19 protein-coding genes are annotated in these 19,304 nt (G+C 54.2%); 8 read left to right on the top strand and 11 right to left on the bottom strand.

Annotation, left to right across the window (positions count from 1 at the left end; translation table 11 throughout):
* Nucleotides 1-26: 26 nt before the first annotated feature.
* Both rsmI and SIB88_RS02315 read left to right on the top strand, forming a co-directional pair.
* Nucleotides 27-872 (top strand): 16S rRNA (cytidine(1402)-2'-O)-methyltransferase, encoded by an 846-nt coding sequence (gene rsmI, locus SIB88_RS02320; protein ID WP_287464538.1) that lies wholly within the window; start codon nt 27-29, stop codon nt 870-872.
* 2 nt (nt 873-874) lie between these two features.
* On the top strand, nt 875-1,258 hold the full coding sequence (locus tag SIB88_RS02315; protein ID WP_412559227.1) for a YraN family protein: 384 nt from the start codon (nt 875-877) through the stop codon (nt 1,256-1,258).
* Between the two features lie 20 nt (nt 1,259-1,278).
* Here the strand turns inward: SIB88_RS02315 and SIB88_RS02310 are convergent, their stop codons facing one another.
* Nucleotides 1,279-1,686 carry a DUF2000 family protein gene (locus SIB88_RS02310; RefSeq protein ID WP_286886541.1) on the bottom strand — a complete coding sequence of 136 codons (408 nt, stop codon included), beginning with the start codon at nt 1,684-1,686 and terminating at the stop codon, nt 1,279-1,281.
* 32 nt (nt 1,687-1,718) lie between these two features.
* Here SIB88_RS02310 and SIB88_RS02305 point away from each other — a divergent pair, with 32 nt between their 5' ends.
* From SIB88_RS02305 to SIB88_RS02295, 3 genes are all read left to right on the top strand, one after another.
* On the top strand, nt 1,719-2,582 hold the full coding sequence (locus tag SIB88_RS02305; protein ID WP_412559226.1) for an AraC family transcriptional regulator: 864 nt from the start codon (nt 1,719-1,721) through the stop codon (nt 2,580-2,582).
* A 136-nt stretch (nt 2,583-2,718) separates the two neighbouring features.
* On the top strand, nt 2,719-3,381 hold the full coding sequence (locus tag SIB88_RS02300) for a BON domain-containing protein (RefSeq protein ID WP_412559225.1): 663 nt from the start codon (nt 2,719-2,721) through the stop codon (nt 3,379-3,381).
* A 93-nt stretch (nt 3,382-3,474) separates the two neighbouring features.
* Complete coding sequence (locus tag SIB88_RS02295) at nt 3,475-4,443, top strand: SirB1 family protein (protein ID WP_286886536.1); 969 nt, start codon at nt 3,475-3,477, stop codon at nt 4,441-4,443.
* Nucleotides 4,444-4,654: 211 nt separating this feature from the next.
* Here the strand turns inward: SIB88_RS02295 and SIB88_RS02290 are convergent, their stop codons facing one another.
* Nucleotides 4,655-5,092: a hypothetical protein gene (locus SIB88_RS02290; RefSeq protein ID WP_412559224.1), complete on the bottom strand. Its 438-nt coding sequence runs from the start codon at nt 5,090-5,092 to the stop codon at nt 4,655-4,657.
* Nucleotides 5,093-5,119: 27 nt separating this feature from the next.
* Between SIB88_RS02290 and SIB88_RS02285 the strand changes: the two genes are divergently transcribed.
* The 3 genes from SIB88_RS02285 to SIB88_RS02275 all read left to right on the top strand — a co-directional run bounded on the left by SIB88_RS02285 (nt 5,120) and on the right by SIB88_RS02275 (nt 10,080).
* A complete protein-coding gene (locus SIB88_RS02285) occupies nt 5,120-6,109 on the top strand; it encodes an adenosine kinase (protein WP_114112359.1) in 990 nt (329 codons plus the stop codon).
* A gap of 421 nt (nt 6,110-6,530) precedes the next feature.
* Nucleotides 6,531-8,342: a translational GTPase TypA gene (gene typA, locus SIB88_RS02280; protein WP_101247013.1), complete on the top strand. Its 1,812-nt coding sequence runs from the start codon at nt 6,531-6,533 to the stop codon at nt 8,340-8,342.
* Nucleotides 8,343-8,508: 166 nt separating this feature from the next.
* On the top strand, nt 8,509-10,080 hold the full coding sequence (locus tag SIB88_RS02275) for an AmpG family muropeptide MFS transporter (protein ID WP_288350365.1): 1,572 nt from the start codon (nt 8,509-8,511) through the stop codon (nt 10,078-10,080).
* 172 nt (nt 10,081-10,252) lie between these two features.
* On the opposite strand, the gene ptsN is transcribed toward SIB88_RS02275, so the two are convergent.
* The 9 genes from ptsN to SIB88_RS02230 form a co-directional block, all read right to left on the bottom strand.
* On the bottom strand, nt 10,253-10,717 hold the full coding sequence (gene ptsN, locus SIB88_RS02270) for a PTS IIA-like nitrogen regulatory protein PtsN (protein ID WP_028791622.1): 465 nt from the start codon (nt 10,715-10,717) through the stop codon (nt 10,253-10,255).
* Nucleotides 10,718-10,755: 38 nt separating this feature from the next.
* Entirely contained in the window at nt 10,756-11,352 is a 597-nt protein-coding gene (hpf, locus tag SIB88_RS02265; RefSeq protein ID WP_101246625.1) for a ribosome hibernation-promoting factor, HPF/YfiA family, read from the bottom strand.
* Nucleotides 11,353-11,514: 162 nt separating this feature from the next.
* Nucleotides 11,515-13,086, bottom strand: a complete 1,572-nt coding sequence (rpoN, locus tag SIB88_RS02260) for an RNA polymerase factor sigma-54 (protein WP_412559223.1) — start codon at nt 13,084-13,086, stop codon at nt 11,515-11,517.
* Between the two features lie 76 nt (nt 13,087-13,162).
* Entirely contained in the window at nt 13,163-14,002 is an 840-nt protein-coding gene (gene lptB, locus SIB88_RS02255) for an LPS export ABC transporter ATP-binding protein (protein ID WP_114112083.1), read from the bottom strand.
* Between the two features lie 15 nt (nt 14,003-14,017).
* Nucleotides 14,018-14,896, bottom strand: coding sequence for an LptA/OstA family protein (locus SIB88_RS02250; protein ID WP_114112084.1), 879 nt, complete (start codon nt 14,894-14,896; stop codon nt 14,018-14,020).
* Nucleotides 14,893-15,600, bottom strand: coding sequence for an LPS export ABC transporter periplasmic protein LptC (lptC, locus tag SIB88_RS02245; protein ID WP_412559222.1), 708 nt, complete (start codon nt 15,598-15,600; stop codon nt 14,893-14,895). Before lptC ends, SIB88_RS02250 begins: the two co-directional genes overlap by 4 nt.
* A gap of 3 nt (nt 15,601-15,603) precedes the next feature.
* A complete protein-coding gene (locus SIB88_RS02240; protein WP_101246630.1) occupies nt 15,604-16,611 on the bottom strand; it encodes a KpsF/GutQ family sugar-phosphate isomerase in 1,008 nt (335 codons plus the stop codon).
* Between the two features lie 151 nt (nt 16,612-16,762).
* Nucleotides 16,763-17,374: a ribonuclease D gene (locus SIB88_RS02235; protein WP_101246631.1), complete on the bottom strand. Its 612-nt coding sequence runs from the start codon at nt 17,372-17,374 to the stop codon at nt 16,763-16,765.
* 332 nt (nt 17,375-17,706) lie between these two features.
* Entirely contained in the window at nt 17,707-19,302 is a 1,596-nt protein-coding gene (locus SIB88_RS02230; RefSeq protein ID WP_062957016.1) for a restriction endonuclease subunit S, read from the bottom strand.
* Nucleotides 19,303-19,304: the final 2 nt, after the last annotated feature.

Raw genomic sequence — 19,304 nt, 5'->3', positions numbered from 1 at the left:
ATGCAAGTAAACATGATGAAAGCCATTTGCCACTTTCATCGGGTCTTTATCTTGTCGCTACTCCAATCGGAAATTTGGGCGATATTACGTTCAGGGCGCTCGAAATCCTTAAAAGGGCCGATGTTATCCTGTGCGAGGATACCCGGACATCGGGCAAATTGCTGTCACGCTATGGCGTCAAGACCAAGCGAATCGCCTATCACGAACATAACGCCGCCAAGATGCGCCCGGAAATCATGGAGCGCCTTGGCAAGGGTCAGGGACTGGCGCTGATTTCCGATGCGGGAACGCCCCTGATCAATGATCCGGGCTACAAGCTTGTACGCGATTGCAAAGCAGAAGGCTTTAACGTCACGGCCGCACCGGGCGCATCTTCGCCAATTGTCGCGTTGATCCTTTCAGGATTGCCAAGCGATCATTTCTTTTATGCCGGTTTCCTGCCGCCCAAAACCATGGCCCGGCAAAAGGAACTGTCCCGTTTTACCGCCATTCCGGGCAGCCTGATTTTTCTTGAAAGTCCCAAACGTCTTGCTGCAAGCCTTGCCGATATGGCCCGGGTTCTGGGCGGATCACGCGAAGCCGCTGTGACCCGCGAACTGACCAAGATGTTCGAGGAAGTCCGTAATGGCACCCTTGATGAACTTGCCGCCCATTACGAAGAAGCCGGCGCCCCAAAAGGCGAAATCGTGATCATTGTCGGCCCGGCCAATGATGCGGATAACGAACCCAGCCCCGAAGACATTGATGCGCGGCTGCTTGATCTGATCAAAACTCATCGGACCAAGGATGCCGCCGATATCCTGGCCCGCGAAACCGGCCTTAAGAAGCGTGATCTTTACAATCGCGCCCTTGAACTGGCCAAGACGGAGTAGCCATGCCCCGGACCCGCCGCGCACCTGATCAACAATCAAGTCGCAAGCGGGCGGAAAAGGCCGGACGCCGCGCAGAAATGCTGTGTGCCCTGTTTCTACGTCTGAAGGGATATCGCATCCTTGCAACGCGCCATAAAAGCCCGGTCGGAGAAATTGATATCATCGCCCGGCGCGGCAAAGTCCTGATTGCAATCGAAGTCAAAAACCGGCCCGACCGGGAAACATCGCTGTTTGCACTGCGTCCCCGTCAGCAGGTCCGAATTGCCCGCGCCCTTGAAAGCTATGCCGGGCAAATTGGCCATGACGGCGATCTTCGGTTCGATCTGATGATGGTGCACGGTCTTGTGCGGGTCGAACATCTTAGCAATGCCTGGCATGCCAGCTAGCTACAACCGTCGTCATGCCCCTAGGGATGCATCTTTGCGCCCTTGGTGATTTTATCGACAATGCGCTTATCAGCATGAATGCCGATGCCGACAAATTTGGCCTGTTCGGGATCTACAGCGGCAAATACTTCGCGATTGGCCGCATCATGGCCGGTGGCAAACATTTCTTCGATATAGGCCGATGCCCTGACACCGCGATCAAGCACCCGGCGATGGATTTTGGTCAGGGTCGCCTGGTCTGCGGCCAGAACAATCGCCGGTTGCCGCGATAGCGGATTGTAAATATTTTGCTTCGCATCGATATAGGGTTCGCCGATGATATCGGGCGTCTGGGCGACGATGCCGCTCATCAGAAAGGCCGTCACATTCAGCGATTGCCAGGCTTCAAGATCATTGCGCAAGACCAGCGCGACTTTGGTGTCAAACATATGCGTTCTCCAACGGGTCGGATAATCAGGTGATGAAAGAAGCAGTAGATCAAAGCACCGATCCCGGTATTGAACGTTTGTGCAAAAAGCATGAACGCTTTATCGCCGCCCCGACCAGCGACGGGATCGAACGGATCGAAGCTCGGTTTTATGGCAATATGTTCAGCCCGCACCGCCATGACACCTATGCGCTGGGCATCACCATGCAGGGTGTGCAAACCTTTAACTATCGCGGGGAATTTCGCGCCAGCAATCCGGGCAATGTCATTATCCTGCATCCCGACGAAATTCATGATGGCGGGGCGGGCACCGAAGACGGATTGCAATACCGCATGCTGTATCTTGAACCGGCGCTTTTGCGCAGCGGTCTGGATCATGAGTCCGATCCCCTGCCCTTTGTCGGTGAACCGGTGATCAATGATCGGGTTTTATGGTCGGTTCTGGCATCGGTTCTGGGCGAACTTGATTGCGATGTTGATCCCATGCTGCGTGACCAGTTTGTCGCCGATATTGCCCAGCGCCTGTCACTTCATGGCAAATCACCGTTAAAGCAGCCGCGCTTTAACGCCGCTGCACGCATGGATCAGGTCCGCGCCTTTCTGGAAGACAATTTTGACCGACCGGTCCAGTCCGATGAACTTGAACAGATTGCCGATATGGACCGCTATCGCCTGATCCGGCATTTCCGGGCCCGGTTTGGCACGACCCCGTATCGCTATCTGATGATGCGCCGCCTGCAAAAGGCCCGGGCATTGATGGTTCTGGGGCAACCGCTGGCCGGGATTGCGGCCGAAACCGGGTTTTCAGATCAAAGCCACTTCAACCGGCATTTTCGCCAGACCTATGGCGTGACACCCGGACGCTGGGCCGGATTGATCGCGAAAAGGGCGCATTGAAGCCATCCCGTTCCGATCAATATGCAAAAAGATGCATTTTTGCTGATAAACTGGTCGGGATTTTAAAACTCTTTAACCCCAAGGCGCGATGATTGCACCCGGAAGACTGAGGGAATCGGGGGCGAGACATCACCATATGTCGTCAGAAACGGACATTGAATGGCATCTGACCACCAGACCGCCAGATCATGCCAACCGTCATTTGCGCGCGGTCAGGTATCTGGTATTGGCCGGGTTCTGTCTTTTGCCGTTGTCGGGATGCACATCGCTTGTAATCGGTGCCGGGGCCACGGCCGGGGTTGCAGCCCTTCAGGAACGTGGTCTTGACGGTGCCGTCAGTGACACCGCGATTACCGCAGAAATCTGGCAGAAATTTCTGTCAAAAGATGAGAAACTGTTTCTCGATATCGAAATCGAAGTTGTCGAAGGCGAAGTCCTGCTGGCCGGTCGTGTACCGTCCGTCGCAGATCAGCTTGAAGCGGTACGATTAAGCTGGCAGGTCGATGGCGTCAGAAGCGTCATCAACGAAATTGATGTCGGATCGGGCATGTCACTGATGGACAGTGCCGGCGATCTGATCATCACCACACGGATCAAGACCGCGCTGATGTTTGATGGCGATGTTTTCGCGATCAATTACAGCATCGAGACCGTAAACGGTACAGTGCATCTGATGGGCATTGCCCAGAACGAACGCGAACGTGAACGGGTTATTTCGCATGCGCGTGAAACCAGCTATGTAAAACGCGTGGTCAGTCACATCCGCCTGAAAGATGACATCAACCGGCAAGGGACCTGATCAATTAGTACCGTAAGCCACATCATCGCACCGACCGATCCGGACCGCCAATGGCTTGTCGATTACGCCAAGGGCCAAAAACCTGACGCCAGCGTGGCGGAGGCAGCCCTTCATTTTGCCCGGCTCAATCTGGCAGAAGACGGTCAGAAACGCGATATCGCGCCATATCTTCGTCATCTCGATGACCTTGCCGACCAGCTGCGGGCCGAACTGGCCCGCATAACCCTGCAACCGGACTTTGTCACATTGTCCGATATTGCGGGCCTTCCGGTCGACGACAAGGAAGCCGAACCGACCATTGAACAGGTGGTCAAAGGCCTTCAGACAGTGATTGCCGAACGCAACGGCTTTCAGGGCGACATGGAAAATTACGATGACATGGCCAATGCCGACCTGTTGCAAGTCATTGAACGCAAACGCGGCCTGCCGGTTGCACTGGGATTGCTTTACATCCATGCGGCCGAACGATGCGGCATTACCATCACCGGGATCGATTTCCCCGGCCATTTCCTGTTGCGGGTCCAGGCCAATGGCAAACGCCGCATGATCGATCCGTTCCACGGGGGCATTACCCTTGGACCCGCAGAATTGCGCGAATTGCTGAAATCCTTTAGCGGGCTTGATGCCGAACTTGAGCCCCGCCACTATCGCCCGACAAGCAATGTCGATATATTGTTACGACTTCAAAACAATATAAAGGTCCGGGCCCTGCGCGCAGGTGAACTGGCCCTTGCGACCCGTGTGATCGAACACAGTTTGCTGATCGCGCCCGACCATGAAGGGCTTTGGCATCAGCTTGGTGCGCTTTATGCGCGTCTTGATCAGGACCATATGGCACTTGGCGCGTTTGAACAGTTTGTCATGCGTTGTGACGACCCGCTTCATCGCGCCCGGATCGAAGCCGTGATCGAAGAATTGCGCGAACGGCTTGAACGGGAAGTCGCCAATCAGGATGATCCGACCGGGATTTCCGCACCATCGGAAAGTTCCGATCAATCGCGCAGCGATCCACAGCAAAAATCCAACGCGCCGATCCCGCTTTTCCCCGATCTGAATTCCTGATTTCCCCAAAATCACCTGTGCTCGTCGGGTGAAATGCGGCCAGATTCCGTCATCTGGCCTTGCACGACCTTTATAAGCTCGGATCATGAAAATCCATGTGAAATGGCTTATTTTCCGATATAGAATTAAATAAATAATCCTATAAATTATTAATTAGGCTATTATTTTTAAATCTAAATACAAACAAACTGGTCCGTCCGGTTTTTCAAGATCACTGAATGCCGGTGATTATAGGGCACAAAATCATCAAAAAATGCTTGTTTCGGTATTTTTTGCCTAATTTCGGCGATCTGACCACTTCGTGCATCAGAAAACCCTGAAGAATGCGCAAAGCCCCGGAAATCGGGGCTTTTGACCATAGACATGCGATGGCGACCGGACCGACGTAACCGTCATCGACCCGAAGAACGAAATTGAAACCGGATTCAGATCGAATTTCGTGGTGACAGCGCCTTAAAAAAACATCTTTTGCAGTTTTTTCGGTTGTTAACGGCAGGTTAAACAACCGGCCACGAAACGGTCGCGACACTTGCACCGTGAACAGCAATGCATATACTCCGCGCCAGTCAGTTTTTAGGCGCCTGATCATGGCCATCTGCCAGATTGGCCCGCCTGTGCGGTCAACCGGGTTCAATACGGTGCCGTTCAAACCGAACAAATTGCAGGAATGAACTATATGAACGACACCACAGTCGACGTCGTCGGTATTGGCAACGCCATTGTTGATGTCCTTGCCCATTGCAAGGAAGAAGACCTGACCCGTCTGAAGCTTGTCAAAAACTCCATGACCCTGATTGACGCGGAAACCGCAGACAGTCTGTATGAACAGATGGGCCCGGGCATGGAAATGTCCGGCGGGTCGGCAGGCAACACCATGGCCGGCATCGCAGCCCTTGGCGGCAAGGGTGCCTATATCGGCAAGGTCCGCGACGACCAGCTTGGCCAGGTTTTCCGCCACGATATCCGTGCAATTGGCGTTCAGTTCAATTCCGCACCGGCCACGGCCGGTTCGCCGACCGCGCGCTGCCTGATCTTTGTCACCCCGGATGGTCATCGCACCATGAACACCTTCCTTGGTGCCTGCACCGAGCTTGGCCCGGAAGATATCGACGAAGATCTGATCAAGTCGGCCAAAGTCACATATATGGAAGGCTATCTGTGGGATCGCCCCGAAGCCAAGGAAGCCTTTGTCAAAGCGGCCAAGGTCGCCCATGAGGCCGGTCGACAGGTTTCCATCAGCCTGTCTGATTCATTCTGTGTTGACCGTCACCGCGATTCATTCCGCGATCTGGTTCATCACCATATCGACGTGCTGTTTGCCAACGAAGAAGAAATCAAGTCGCTTTACGAAGTCGACACCTTTGAAGAGGCACTGGCCGAAGTTCGCAAACATTGCAAGGTCGCAGCCCTGACCCGTGGTGAAAAAGGCGCGGTTATCGTTGCCGAGAACGAACTTCACGAAATCAGCGCCGAACCGGTCGCCAAGGTGGTCGATACCACAGGTGCCGGCGATCTGTTCGCATCAGGCTTCCTGTATGGCTATACCCAGGGTCACGAACTTCCGGTTTGCGGGCAGCTTGGTGCGATTTGCGCATCCGAGGTGATTTCGCATATGGGCGCGCGCCCGGATGCGGACCTTAAGGAACTGACCGCAAAGGTCATCTGACCGGAAACTGGTGGCATTCAGCGCCATCTGCAAAGATTTCACGGGACGGCAACAATCCGTTGTCGTCCCGTTTTACGTTACCAAAGACCCCGATTTCCGGGCATTGCAGCGCAACACAAACATTGACTTTATACAAAGTTTAGCGCAAACAGCCCGCATTGCAGAAAAATCAACCCCGCATGGCGCGCACAAAGCTGGTCATTCGCCTCCACATTGGCTATGACAGGGCGGCCTTCGGGCAAGATACACAATGCCCGGACCAGTAAACATTCAGCATATGCCGTGTTCTAGAGTTGCGCGGATGACCGAACAGCATCGGTCATAAGGCTGCTGAATATCTACTGGCCTTGAAACGTTTTACTGACCGATGCGCATGGGCAAGCCCCGGCGCGCGGCATTTTTATTTCTGGAGTCCGCGCCCATGAGCTTGCGCAATATCGCCATCATCGCCCACGTTGACCACGGCAAAACCACGCTGGTCGATTCCATGTTCCGTCAGTCCGGTGTCTATCGTGACAACCAGCGCGTAGATGAACGCGCAATGGACAGCAACGATCTGGAACGTGAACGCGGCATTACCATCGTTGCAAAACCGACGGCTGTTCAGTGGGGTGATACCCGCGTGAACATCGTCGATACCCCGGGCCACGCCGATTTCGGCGGTGAGGTCGAACGTATCCTGTCCATGGTCGAAGGCGTTGTTCTGCTTGTTGACTCGGCCGAAGGTCCGATGCCGCAGACCAAATTCGTTCTGGGCAAGGCGCTTAAACTTGGTCTGAAACCGATCGTTGTCATCAACAAGATCGACCGTCCTGACCAGCGTGCCGAAGAAGTCCTTGACGAGATTTTCGATCTGTTCGTATCGCTCGAAGCAACTGAAGAACAGCTCGACTTCCCGGTTCTGTACGCATCGGGTCGTGACGGCTGGGCTGCTGAAAGCCCGGAAGGCCCGAAAGAAAACCTGACCCCGCTGATGGAACTGGTTCTGAACCACGTTCCGGCACCGGACGTCAATGTCGATGCCCCGTTCGCGATGCTGGCAACCATGCTGCATGCTGACAACTTCCTGGGTCGTATTCTGACCGGTCGTGTCTATCAGGGCCGTGCGAAACTCAACATGCCGGTGAAGGTTCTTCGTGGCGATGGCACGGTTGAAACCGGCCGTCTGTCCAAACTGATGGGCTTCCGCGGTCTGGAACGTGTCCCGCAGGACGAAGCTGTTGCCGGTGACATCATCGCAATTGCCGGCCTGACCGAGGCAACCGTTGCCGACACCATCTGTGCAACCGACGTCAACACCGCCATCGAAAGTCAGCCGATCGATCCGCCGACCCTGGCGATGACCTTCTCGGTCAACAATTCGCCGCTGGCCGGTCAGGAAGGTGACAAGGTTACCTCGCGCATGATCCGTGCCCGTCTGGAACGCGAAGCCGAAGGCAACATCGCGATCAAGATCGGCGAAACCGCCGACAAGGATGCATTCGAAGTTGCCGGTCGTGGCGAACTTCAGCTCGGCGTTCTGGTTGAAACCATGCGCCGCGAAGGTTTTGAACTTTCGATTTCACGTCCGCGCGTTCTGTTCCAGGAAATCGACGGCGTAATGTCCGAGCCGTACGAAGAAGTCCAGGTTGACGTTGACGAAGAATATTCCGGCGTCGTGGTCGAGAAAATGAGCCTGCGCAAGGCTGAAATGACCGACATGCGCTCAAGCGGTGGCGGCAAGACCCGTATCATCTTCCTTGCGCCGTCGCGTGGCCTGATTGGCTATCACGGTGAATTCCTGACCGATACCCGCGGTACCGGCGTTATGAACCGCGTGTTCCATTCCTATGGCCCGGTCAAGGGAGCGATTGCAGGCCGTCGTAACGGCGCACTGATTTCCAACGATCAGGGCGATGCCGTGGCCTATGCACTGTTCGGTCTTGAAGATCGTGGCATCATGTTCATCGAACATGGCGAACGCGTCTATCAGGGCATGATCATCGGTGAACATAACCGTGACAACGATCTGGAAGTGAACGTGCTCAAGGGCAAAAAGCTGACCAACGTTCGTGCATCGGGCAAGGACGAGGCTGTTACCCTGACCCCGCCGCGCCGCATGTCGCTTGAAGAAGCCCTGTCCTACATTCAGGACGACGAACTGGTCGAAGTCACCCCGCAGAGCGTCCGTATCCGCAAGCTGCACCTTGATCCGAACGTTCGTAAGCGCGAAAGCCGCAAGAAAGAAGGCTAAGCCTTCCTTCTAGCAACAGATTTCAAAAGGGCCGGTCCAGTGGATCGGCCCTTTTTTCATGGCAGACCGGACCTTTGCCACCCGCCCGGCGGTGCTGAGCGAATTGGCTATTCATTAACCTGTTTGCACTAGCTTCTTCGCAGCGTGTTTCAAGTTGGGGGAATCGATGCACAGCACAGAAAAGCGAAGCTGGGGTGAAGCCTTTGGCGCCTTTATTCATCCACGCGTCATTACGATGCTGTTTCTGGGCCTGTCGGCGGGCATTCCCATCCTTCTGATTTTCTCTACCCTCTCGATCTGGCTGCGCGAGGCCGGCGTTGACCGGTCGACCGTCACCTATTTCAGCTGGGCCGCCCTTGGCTATTCCTTCAAGTTTGTCTGGGCGCCATTGATTGACCGGCTGCCTTTTCCGGTTCTGCACGGTCTTCTGGGCCGTCGGCGCAGCTGGCTGATCATTGCGCAGGCCTGCATCATTGCTGCCATCCTGTGGATGGGCCTGACCGATCCGGCCGAAAACCTGACCATGATGGCTTTTGCGGCCGTGGCTCTTGGTTTTGCATCGGCCACACAGGACATCGTTATTGATGCCTACCGGATTGAGGCCGCCGATGCCGACCTTCAGGCAATGATGAGCTCGGCCTATATTGGCGGCTACCGGATCGGGATGATTGTCGCCGGTGCCGGTGCATTGACGATTGCCGGCCTGTTTGAGGCCGAAGGCACCTATCAGCACTTTGCCTGGACCGTTGCCTATGGCTGTATGGCGCTTGCCATGTGTGTTGGCGTTATCACCACGCTTCTGGTGCGTGAACCCGATGCGCCCAAAACACAAAGCAAATATTTCCATGAAACGTCAGACTATCTTCGTTTCCTGGCGATGTTTGCGCTCACCGTCATCGCCTTTATCCTTGCCAATATCTATGCAGGCGACCTTACCGACCCGCTCAAGACCGGCCTGACCGATGCCGGGATGATCAAGGAGCTGTCCGGCTTTATTGCCGGGACGCTCAAGCTTGCGATCGCAGTCGGTTTTGCCATTCTGGTTGCCTGGCTGACCACACGGGTCGGCCTGACGCCGACCGGAATGGTGCAGGAAACCTATATCTCGCCGGTAAAGGACTTCATCGACCGTTATGGCAAGGTTGCGATCATCATTCTTGCCCTGATCGGGGTTTATCGCATTGCCGACATTGTCATGGGTGTGATGGCCAACGTGTTTTACACCGACCTTGGATTTTCCAAGGAAGAAATTGCCGCCGTCTCCAAGACATTCGGCCTGTTCATGACCATTGGCGGCAGTTTCCTGGGCGGCGTCCTGTCGGTACGTTATGGCGTGGTCAAGATCCTGTTTCTTGGCGCCCTGCTTTCGGCCATTACCAATATCCTGTTTGCTTTTATGGCGCAGCTTGGTCCGGATACCACGATGTTTGTCGTCGTGATCATGGCCGATAATCTGTCTGGCGGTCTCGCAACAGCGGCCTTCATCGCCTATCTGTCGGGCCTGACCAACATTTCCTTTACCGCCATGCAATATGCGATCTTCAGTTCGATCATGACCCTGTTCCCGAAAATCCTTGCCGGTTTCTCGGGCACCGTGGTGGATGCGGTCGGATATAGCTGGTTCTTTGTCGGCACCGCTGTGATCGGCATCCCGGTTCTCTGGCTTGTGGTGCTGGCCGGTCGCATGACCGATACCAAAGACACGACCAAAACCGATGCCTCAGCCCAGGATGCCTGATATCGGTGCCTGATATCGGTGCCTTATACTGAAACCTGATGCTGATCTGGCGCAGATGCCCTTTGATCACAATCGGTCTACCCAAAAGAAAAACCGGACGCCAGCAAAGCGTCCGGTTTTTTAAATCTGGTCCGTCTGCATTACGGGGACTACCCGCCTTTCACTGACCGTTTCAAGCGGCCTGTTCGGCCTCGTCCTGGGTCAGCAATGCATAGATCGCGTCGGCGGAACCCGCCCCGCGCAGCTTGTCGCACATGCCCTGATTACGCAGCAGACGCGAAATCCGCGCCAGTGCCTTCAGGTGATCGGCACCGGCTTCTTCGGGTGCGATCAGCATGCAGAAAAGGTCGACCGGGTGTTCATCAACCGCATCGAATTCGATCGGGTTCTGAGCACGGGCAAAGACCATGTAGAGCCGATCAAGGTCATTGAGCTTGCCATGCGGAATCGCGACACCACCGCCTACGCCAGTGCTGCCAAGCTTCTCACGATCAAGCAGGACAGAGAAAATCTCGCTTGCGTCGCGTCCGGTAACTTCGGCTGCTTTTTCGGCAAGTTCCTCAAGCACAGCCTTTTTCGCACCGGACCGCAGTGCCGGAATGACCCCGGACGGGGTAAGTATAGATGATATGTCCATTTTTCGCGTTGCGTTGTTTGGCTCGGAATCCGTGTTCGTCACGCGCCACCAGCATCTTTATCGTTTGGATCAAGCCAACCGATATTGCCATCCGCGCGACGGTACACAACATTCAACCCGCCATGTTTGCCATTCCGGAACATCAGTGCCGGAATGTCCCCCAAGTCGAGCCGCATGACAGCTTCTCCGACAGAGAGCGTATCAATGCGATCCGGTGTCTCGGCGACAATCACCGGTTCAAACCCGTTTACGTGATCGTCATCCGAATGATCGTCATCTTCCTGTGCGATCACATAGTGAATCGCTTCAAGACGAGCCTGCTCGTGATGGTCCCGGCTTGCGTGATGATCACGCAGGCGCCGTTTATAGCGCCGCAACTGCTTGGCCACTCTGTCACAGGCTGAATCGAAGGCCGGATAGACTTCATCCGCCGACGCCTTTGCCTGTACCATCATGCCCTTGCCAACATGGACCGAAATTTGTGCCTGATAGAGATGTGCCTGTTTGGTGATCGTCACCGTGGCTTCGATCGCGTGATCGAAATATTTCTCTACCGCAGGGTCCAAGGTCTCGACGACGTGCTGCCGAAGAGCATCCCCAACGTCAAGTTGCTTACCGATAACCGTAATTTGCATGGATCGCCTATCCCCAGTTGAGTGACTTCCCAGTACATATGGATGTTTGGTGCCCCTCAATCAGGAGGCCGCACCATATTCCCTCGTCATTGCCAAGTCAAGATATGGGTATATTTCCTTTGATTGCAGTACGTTACAGTACAAATTTTCGAAAAAACGATGCTAGGAAGCACGTGATTTTTTTTCGCGCCGACGCTGGACCGACGAAGGAATGCGCATCGCTTCACGGTATTTTGCCACTGTTCGGCGGGCAATGTCGATCCCTTCCTTCCCGAGCAACTCAACGAGTTTGTCGTCAGACAAAATCTTTTTCGGATCTTCGTTATCAATCAATGACTTGATCCGGTGTCGAACAGCTTCGGACGAATAGGCATCCCCGCCATCAGATGACGAAATTGCCGTGGTAAAGAAGTATTTCAGCTCGAACATGCCGCGCGGTGTCGCCATGAATTTGCCGTTGGTCACCCGCGACACCGTACTTTCATGCATGCCGATGGCCTCGGCAATATCACGCAGAATAAGCGGCCGCAGATGCGATACCCCGTGGGTAAAGAACCCGTCCTGCTGGCGGACAATTTCGCTGGCGACCTTCATGATGGTGGTCGCACGCTGATGCAGTGCCTTGACCAGCCAGTTCGCGGTTTGCAGCTTTTCACTCATGAAGCTGCGTTCTTCGCGGTCGCGCAGGCCCGATCCGATCTGGGCGACATAATCTTCATTGACCAGAACACGCGGCAGGGCTTCGGAATTCAGTTCCAGATGCCAGTTGCCATTCCCCGCCGATCGCATCAGAACATCGGGGATGACCGGGGTTGCCACCTCGCCATCGGCGGTGCGCCCCGGGCGCGGATCCAGTGTCTTGATCTCGGCGATCATGTCGTGAAGATCGTCGGCATCAACACCGCAGACCCGACGCAATCGATCAAATTCGCGCTTTGCCAGCAGATCAAGATTGGCAAGCAATGCCGACATTGCCGGATCAAACCGGTTCATTTCGCGCAATTGCAATTCAAGACATTCGGCAAGATCACGGGCGAAAATGCCGACCGGCTCGAACCCCTGCATGATGCCAAGAACACGCTCGACCTCCGCCAGCGGGCATTCCAACGCCTCGGACACCTCATCAAGATCACCGCCGACATAGCCGTTTTCATCAAGCATATCGATCAGATAGGACCCGATCATCCGTGACATGGCATCGGCAAAGGCGATATTGAGCTGATCATCAAGAGATTGGCGCAGCGTCGCCTCGTCGGCCAGGGTCTGTTCAAGACCGGGCAGATCATCGCTGCTGCCCGCCCCGGATCCACCGGCCCCGCCGCCATAGGGGGACGCATAGTCGTGATTGCCCGCGACCGGCTCGCCATTGCGTGAAATTTCGCCTTCACCGTCGTAAAGCGCGTCGCTTGACACATCAAGCGGGCCGTCATCCCCGCCCATGGTTTCACTTGCGGTCAGGCGATCCGTGCCAAACCGGTCTTCGCGGTCGGTGAAATTGTCACTGGATCGGCTGTCGATACCGTCATCGCCATTGCCAACAGCCCCGTCACCGGTCTCGGCAAAGGTCTGACCGGGGTCGGCCCGTTCCAGTAACGGGTTTTCCAGAAGTTCGCTGTCGATGAAATTGGAAAGCTCAATATTATTGAATTGCAGCAGCTTGATCGCCTGCTGCAGCTGGGGCGTCATGACAAGAGACTGGGACTGACGTAAATCGAGCCGCGCCTTCAGGGCCATTTATGCACTACCCCGTGTCAATCCGAACTCCCCCAAGACTGTTATGTCTGTCTGGTGTTTTCGTCTGGTATCGTGATCAAAGACTGAAACGATCACCCAGATAAACCCTTCGAACATCATCATTTCTGACGATTTCGTCAGGACCACCTTCCATCAAAACCCGACCGTCATGCAAGATATATGCCCGGTCAATAATGTCGAGAGTCTCGCGCACATTGTGGTCAGTAATCAAGACCCCAATGCCACGATCTTTCAGATGGCGGACAAGATCACGGATATCACCCACTGCAATCGGGTCAATCCCGGCAAGTGGTTCATCAAGTAGAACAAAGTTCGGATGTGCTGCCAGGGCGCGGGCGATTTCGCAACGACGGCGCTCCCCGCCCGACAGCGCAAGTGCCGGCGTGCGGCGCAAATGTTCGATGGCAAATTCGGCCAGAAGATCTTCAAGATTCTGTTCGCGCTTGATGCGGTCATCTTCGACCACCTCAAGGACCGCCATGATGTTCTGTTCGACCGTCATACCACGGAAAATCGATGCTTCCTGTGGCAAATAGCCGATTCCAAGGCGCGCACGCTGATACATCGGCATTGCCGTAATATCGCGCCCATCAAGGGAAATTGTCCCGCGATCCGATGAAATCAGCCCGGTAATGATATAGAAACTGGTCGTCTTGCCAGCACCGTTCGGCCCCAGAAGGCCGACGGCCTCGCCGCGCTGAACAGACACAGATACATCCTTGAGAACCGGGCGCTTCTTGAAGCTTTTGCCAAGATTATGCGCCACAAGCCCCTTGTTGGTCGTAATCAGCCGCGGACCACCTGCGGTCCCCGCCCCTGAGGATGCTTGTGCACCGGCAGACGCGCCTTGCGTCTTTGCGTCATCGGATTTTACGCCCTTGCGCGACCAGAACAAATTACCGACCTTTCCTCAGTTACCGGTCCCGGCACCGGCCGGGCTTTTATTTTCATCTTTTTCAGGAACCAGCAGGCCGCGAACCCGGGCCTTGCCGTCACCATTGCCATTTGCCGTCAGACGACTGACACCGGTATTCAGATCAACAACCGCGCGATCCCCGTTCAACTGGTTCTCTCCGCGGGTGATCTTAACCGATCCGATCAATGTGGCGATACCTGTTTTCGCATCATAAACGCCCTGATCGCCCACGACAAAGTCGGTGGATGTGCGAATATTCACATTGCCCTGACCATCAATGCGGCGCAACTCGTTTGCACCGTCCTTGCCCGGTTCAAACCGTGCTGTCAGCGTATCACCACGCAGGGTCCGGTCCTCGGAGGTTGCAACCGCGTTGCCACGGGCCACTGCAATCCGCTCGGTCTCCCAATATTCAAGGCTGTCACGCGCCGTCAGGGTTTCCTTTGGCGTGGTGTATTTAAGGTTATCACCAGTCAGAACCACCACCGCCTGATCGATGTCATAAACTGCCTTGTCGCCGGTCGCGACATCGGTATCCGACGACAGTTTGACATTGCCGATCGCAATGATGCGGTAAATCTCGCTATTGCCGTCACGATCACGATAAAGCGCCTGAAGCTCATCGGCATCGACGCGCGATGTCCCGCGCTTGGCCACGGCATTGCCGCGGGCAATCAGGACCTGTTCGTTGCGACGCCATTCAATGCCGTTATCGGATTCGACTTCAAGACCGCCACTGCCATTTTGCGCCAGCCCCAGCGGATTGGCCTTTGCACCGTTTGGCAGACCCGACAGAGCCAGCACAGCACCACCAAGCATCAGGGCCGCAACAAGCGTTCCGGTTTTTCGGCTCAGATGCCCCATTGCGATCATGACTTCCCTTTCAATGCGCTATCGAAAATCACCAGTTTGGACTTCCCGAGAAACCGGATCACCGCCCCCTTGTTTTCCAGTTCAAACCCGGAATCGGATTTGATCGTGCCGAACGGCCCCTGGCCATCGACCGGCACCGCCCCGCTTGCAGAACCGGAATTCATAGCGATTTCAGCTTCTTCGGTGTGAATTTCAAAGCCGTTATCGTGATACATATTGACCGTACCAACAAGATCGAGCATCCCGTTTTCTTCGGTATAGAACCCCTCATTGGCGGTAAGCGCGATCCAGGATCCGTCTTGCAGGGTGATGTCAGCCTGCGGCGCATCCAGATAGATATGTTCGTTGCGTTCCTGGGTTTCCGGGGTTTCGATGGCTTCGCGTGCGGTCACGGTAAAGGGCTGCTTTTTGCCATCCACACCAAAGAAACGCGGGTTGCTCATGGCAACATTTTCCATCAGATCTTCGGGGGATGTCGAAAACCCAAGGCGGAAGCCGCTATCCTGAACCTGTTCGATCTGCGGCCACAGCACCACAAGCGCCATCAGCGCCAGCGCAATCATCGGCAGAACGAATTTCAGCATGGTGACAATCATCCGTCGCAACGGATTGATGCGCACCTCACGGCGACCGGAAGGCAGCCGGTCGCGCGAAAGGCCTTCGGCCCTTTGCGAGGCGACCTTTGGCGTGCCTTCGATACTCATTGCTTATGCCACTCCCGAACGCAGAAGATCATGGATATGGACAAGCCCCACCGGCACCTTGTTTTCATCCAGAACGAACAAGGCGGTGATGCTGCGATCATTCATGATTGCCAGGGCCTCGACCGCCAGCGCATCGGCATGGGTCACCTTGGGCCCGGCGGTCATGACATCGCCAACCTTCATCGCCACCAGATTGTCAGCCATATGACGGCGCAAATCGCCATCGGTCACAATCCCGATCAGCGCGCCATCATCGCCAAGCACCCCGACACAGCCAAAGGAATGGCTGGTCATGGTCACAAGGGCCTCTGACATCAGCGCGTCGCGCGCAATCAGCGGCAGGCTGTCTGCATCATGCATGACGTCGTGAACATGCAGCAAACGCTGCCCCAGCTTGCCGCCGGGATGGAAAGTACGGAAATCATCGGCGCTAAAGCCGCGGCGCTCCATCAAGGTCACCGCCAACGCATCGGCAAGGGCCAGCATCGCCGTGGTCGAGGTCGTCGGAGCCTGTTTGTTCGGGCAAGCTTCCGGACTTGCCGGCAAAACCAGCGGACAGTCGGACTGCTTGGCAAGCGAGCTTTCCGGTTTACGGGTCATGCCGATCAGCGGCACGTTAAAGCGCCGGGTAAAGGCGATGATATCGGACAGTTCCGGGGTTTCACCGGAATTGGACAGGGCCAGAACCGCATCATCCTTGCCAATCATGCCAAGATCGCCGTGGCTGGCTTCGGCCGGATGGACAAAGAAGGACGGTGTGCCGGTCGAGGCAAAGGTTGCCGCGATTTTCTTGGCAATATGACCACTTTTGCCCATGCCGGTAATCACCAGACGGCCCTTGAGGCCTTCGATCAGGTCAATCGCCTTGCAGAAATCACCATTGAGCGAGTCTGCAAGTTCGCGCAGTGCCGTGGCTTCGATATCAAGTACCCGGCGCGCAATCGCAAGATCGGCATCAGACGCCGGTGCGGGAGCATTTTTTGAGGTGGGAGCGATAGAGGTCACTGTCATCTGTTTCTTGTTTGCGTTTCCTGCCCGGAGATAAGGCACAAGGCCCCTTATGCAAGACCAATGAGCCGAAACTATGAACCTGACAGGTGTAGGGGTCAATTTTATTGAACCCCATACACCGCCATTCTTCACAGGCGGTTAACCGCAATGATTAATGGGCAAAAATATCGGTTTCTTCCCAGCCCGACAGATCAAGCGTCGCACGGGTCGGCAGGAAGTCAAAACAGGCCTGGGCCAGCTCGGTACGGCCTTCACGGGCCAGACGACGATCAAGCTCTTCCTTGGCCTTGTGCAGATACAGCACATCGGACGCCGCATAATCGATCTGTTCCTTGGTAAGCTCGGCGGCCCCCCAGTCGGAACTTTGCTGCTGCTTGGAAATCTCGACCCCGACCAGTTCGCGCAGAAGGTCTTTAAGACCATGGCGGTCGGTATAGGTACGGATCAGTTTGGAAGCGATTTTGGTGCAATAGACCGGCGCGCACCGCACACCAAGATATTTGTCCATGACCGCAATGTCGAAACGCCCGAAATGAAACAGCTTCAATACCGACGGATCGGCCAGCAGTTTTTTCAGGTTCGGGGCGCTGTAATCTTCTCCATCGAACTTGACCAGATGGGCATTGCCATCCCCGCTTGAAAGCTGCACGACACACAGACGGTCGCGGTGCGGGTTCAGGCCCATGGTTTCGCTGTCGATCGCCACCACCTTGCCAAGGTCAAGATCGTCCGGCAGATCTCCGAGATGGAGGAAATTGGTCATCGCGGTTCTCCAAATGTCAGAATTTGCCTGTTCTTAACACAGCGAACCGCCGCTCGCATCGCAAAAGTCATGCCATTTGTGGGGTTTTTCACGCATTTCCCCGCGTTTTCTGAGCCCGAACAGCGCAAATTCGGCCCAAAACGACAATACCCCAGCACATCAGAAATGTGCTGGGGTATGGTGCCCAGGAGAAGATTGAACAAAAATCACCTGAGAACCGCAGAAAACCTATGGATATTTCCTCACAAATTTAGATTTGTTTACCAGTAGTGTTACCGATGAGCAAACGAAGAATCGAAGTCCCCCTCATCGGTTCCCAGCTATTTATCATATCAGTTCACGGTCATGTGATGGCAGAGGGACGCCATAAGACTCTGATTCAGGGTTTGGGATGATAGGATTTGTGCTTCTAGCTCATCACACAAAGTCATGAGTTGATTGACTTTGGCGACGATGCGTTTTTGTTCTCCCTTGGGAGGCACGGTTACGATTATCGGATATACTTTTTTTCCAGATATAACTGGTTGGGCCGTCGCAGAATCTCTTTCCTTTAAGTTTGTGGTCCTCAACAACCAATACAAAAACTCAATGTCGAAACAGTATTCGGAAAACGTGGTGATAAAGGCATTATCTGTGACCCACGCTTGCGCGGGAGTAATATGTACACTGCCACAATAGAATCCTACTCTGCCAATAACTAAAGTAGGTTCAATGACGTTTGATGAAGAATGGTACCCTGTGATGCCATTCCCGCCAAAAACAGGAATTGAACCAAGCTCCATATTAGCTTTTGTCAGACCATCCCCTGATCTAATCGAAATAAGATTTCCCAATTCAGTGCGCGCCCAGCCTCTAGGTAATTGCGCGTCAACTTGTTGATTTGACGATTGGTATTTGTTTTTGGCGCATATACCTTCAGCTTTAACCTTCTCCAACAAAACACTAGCTGGCTCATCATTCGGGTCCTGCTCAACCAGTTTTCCCTGCACAGCCAATTGAAGAATTGTTGCCCTCAGATTTTTGACCGTTTCGAGGTCATCAAACCATTTGCCAAAATTGTTCTCAGCAATAGACCAATTGGATTTGATTTCATCTTTGTCACTGGCTTCGGATAGATGATGAAGGGTGGAGGCAACACAGTCACGTTTAAGGGTGACATTGGTTTCTTGAGATGCTTCCAGCTCATCACACAAAGCCATCAATTCATCGACCTTGGCAACGATGCGTTTTTGTTCGGCAAGGGGGGGGAGAGGAAAGGGAGAAGCAAAGAACTTTGAATCGTTAATTGCAGGGTATGCCATTCCCATCATTTGACTTTCGACGTGCCCAACAAAATCAGGGCTTCTGAGATAATGTTTGATGAAAGTTGCATCTATGCCTGAAAAAGGCGCGATTACTGCAAAGGCTGTGCTTGCTATAGGTTTTGGAGAATATTCCTGTTCAATCACAGCAATGTTTTTCAGATAGGGGCGAACGGTCGAATATATAACGGTTCCAGGTTTGACCAGCTTTCTTGCTCGAGACGGAGCATCTTCAGGAGTAATAAGAGGAACATTACTGCCAACTTTACCCAGAACATTGTCGATAACGCTGACATCAATATACAAAAAATCTTGAGACGGTTTTTCTTGGCCCCATTCGTGACCAGTTTCTGCCATAGAAATCCATTTCCAGCTTTTTGGAATTAGAAATAGTGGTGAAATCTCTTTAGGCTTTTGGCGAGATTTTTTAAATACACCTTTGGCAATCAGATTTTTCTTTTCAGCCTCAATTTTCTCCAAAAGCACACTAGCAGGCTCATCATCTGAGTCTTGCCCTACCAATTTCCCTTGAACAGCCAACTGCAAAATCAAGTCTCTGAGCTTCTTAACCCCATCGGGTCCTTGGGCGAGGTGGCCGAACTCGGTTAGAAAGATTTCTTTATCCATAG

It is taken from the genome of Thalassospira sp. MIT121401 (genome assembly GCF_047125595.1).
Taxonomy (GTDB): domain Bacteria; phylum Pseudomonadota; class Alphaproteobacteria; order Rhodospirillales; family Thalassospiraceae; genus Thalassospira; species Thalassospira povalilytica.
This window is presented reverse-complemented; position numbering and strand designations above follow the sequence as displayed.

Bases quoted from the DNA above. Each gene is read 5' to 3' on its own strand.
- SIB88_RS02275 (WP_288350365.1), top strand. From the start codon at position 8,509: ATGCACAGCACAGAAAAGCGAAGCTGGGGTGAAGCCTTTGGCGCCTTT.
- SIB88_RS02310 (WP_286886541.1), bottom strand. From the start codon at position 1,686: ATGTTTGACACCAAAGTCGCGCTGGTCTTGCGCAATGATCTTGAAGCC.
- SIB88_RS02230 (WP_062957016.1), bottom strand. From the start codon at position 19,302: ATGGATAAAGAAATCTTTCTAACCGAGTTCGGCCACCTCGCCCAAGGA.
- SIB88_RS02300 (WP_412559225.1), top strand. From the start codon at position 2,719: ATGTCGTCAGAAACGGACATTGAATGGCATCTGACCACCAGACCGCCA.
- SIB88_RS02235 (WP_101246631.1), bottom strand. From the start codon at position 17,374: ATGACCAATTTCCTCCATCTCGGAGATCTGCCGGACGATCTTGACCTT.
- ptsN (WP_028791622.1), bottom strand. From the start codon at position 10,717: ATGGACATATCATCTATACTTACCCCGTCCGGGGTCATTCCGGCACTG.
- lptC (WP_412559222.1), bottom strand. From the start codon at position 15,600: ATGAGTATCGAAGGCACGCCAAAGGTCGCCTCGCAAAGGGCCGAAGGC.
- SIB88_RS02305 (WP_412559226.1), top strand. From the start codon at position 1,719: ATGAAAGAAGCAGTAGATCAAAGCACCGATCCCGGTATTGAACGTTTG.
- typA (WP_101247013.1), top strand. From the start codon at position 6,531: ATGAGCTTGCGCAATATCGCCATCATCGCCCACGTTGACCACGGCAAA.
- SIB88_RS02315 (WP_412559227.1), top strand. From the start codon at position 875: ATGCCCCGGACCCGCCGCGCACCTGATCAACAATCAAGTCGCAAGCGG.
- hpf (WP_101246625.1), bottom strand. From the start codon at position 11,352: ATGCAAATTACGGTTATCGGTAAGCAACTTGACGTTGGGGATGCTCTT.
- SIB88_RS02250 (WP_114112084.1), bottom strand. From the start codon at position 14,896: ATGATCGCAATGGGGCATCTGAGCCGAAAAACCGGAACGCTTGTTGCG.
- rpoN (WP_412559223.1), bottom strand. From the start codon at position 13,086: ATGGCCCTGAAGGCGCGGCTCGATTTACGTCAGTCCCAGTCTCTTGTC.
- SIB88_RS02285 (WP_114112359.1), top strand. From the start codon at position 5,120: ATGAACGACACCACAGTCGACGTCGTCGGTATTGGCAACGCCATTGTT.
- SIB88_RS02240 (WP_101246630.1), bottom strand. From the start codon at position 16,611: ATGACAGTGACCTCTATCGCTCCCACCTCAAAAAATGCTCCCGCACCG.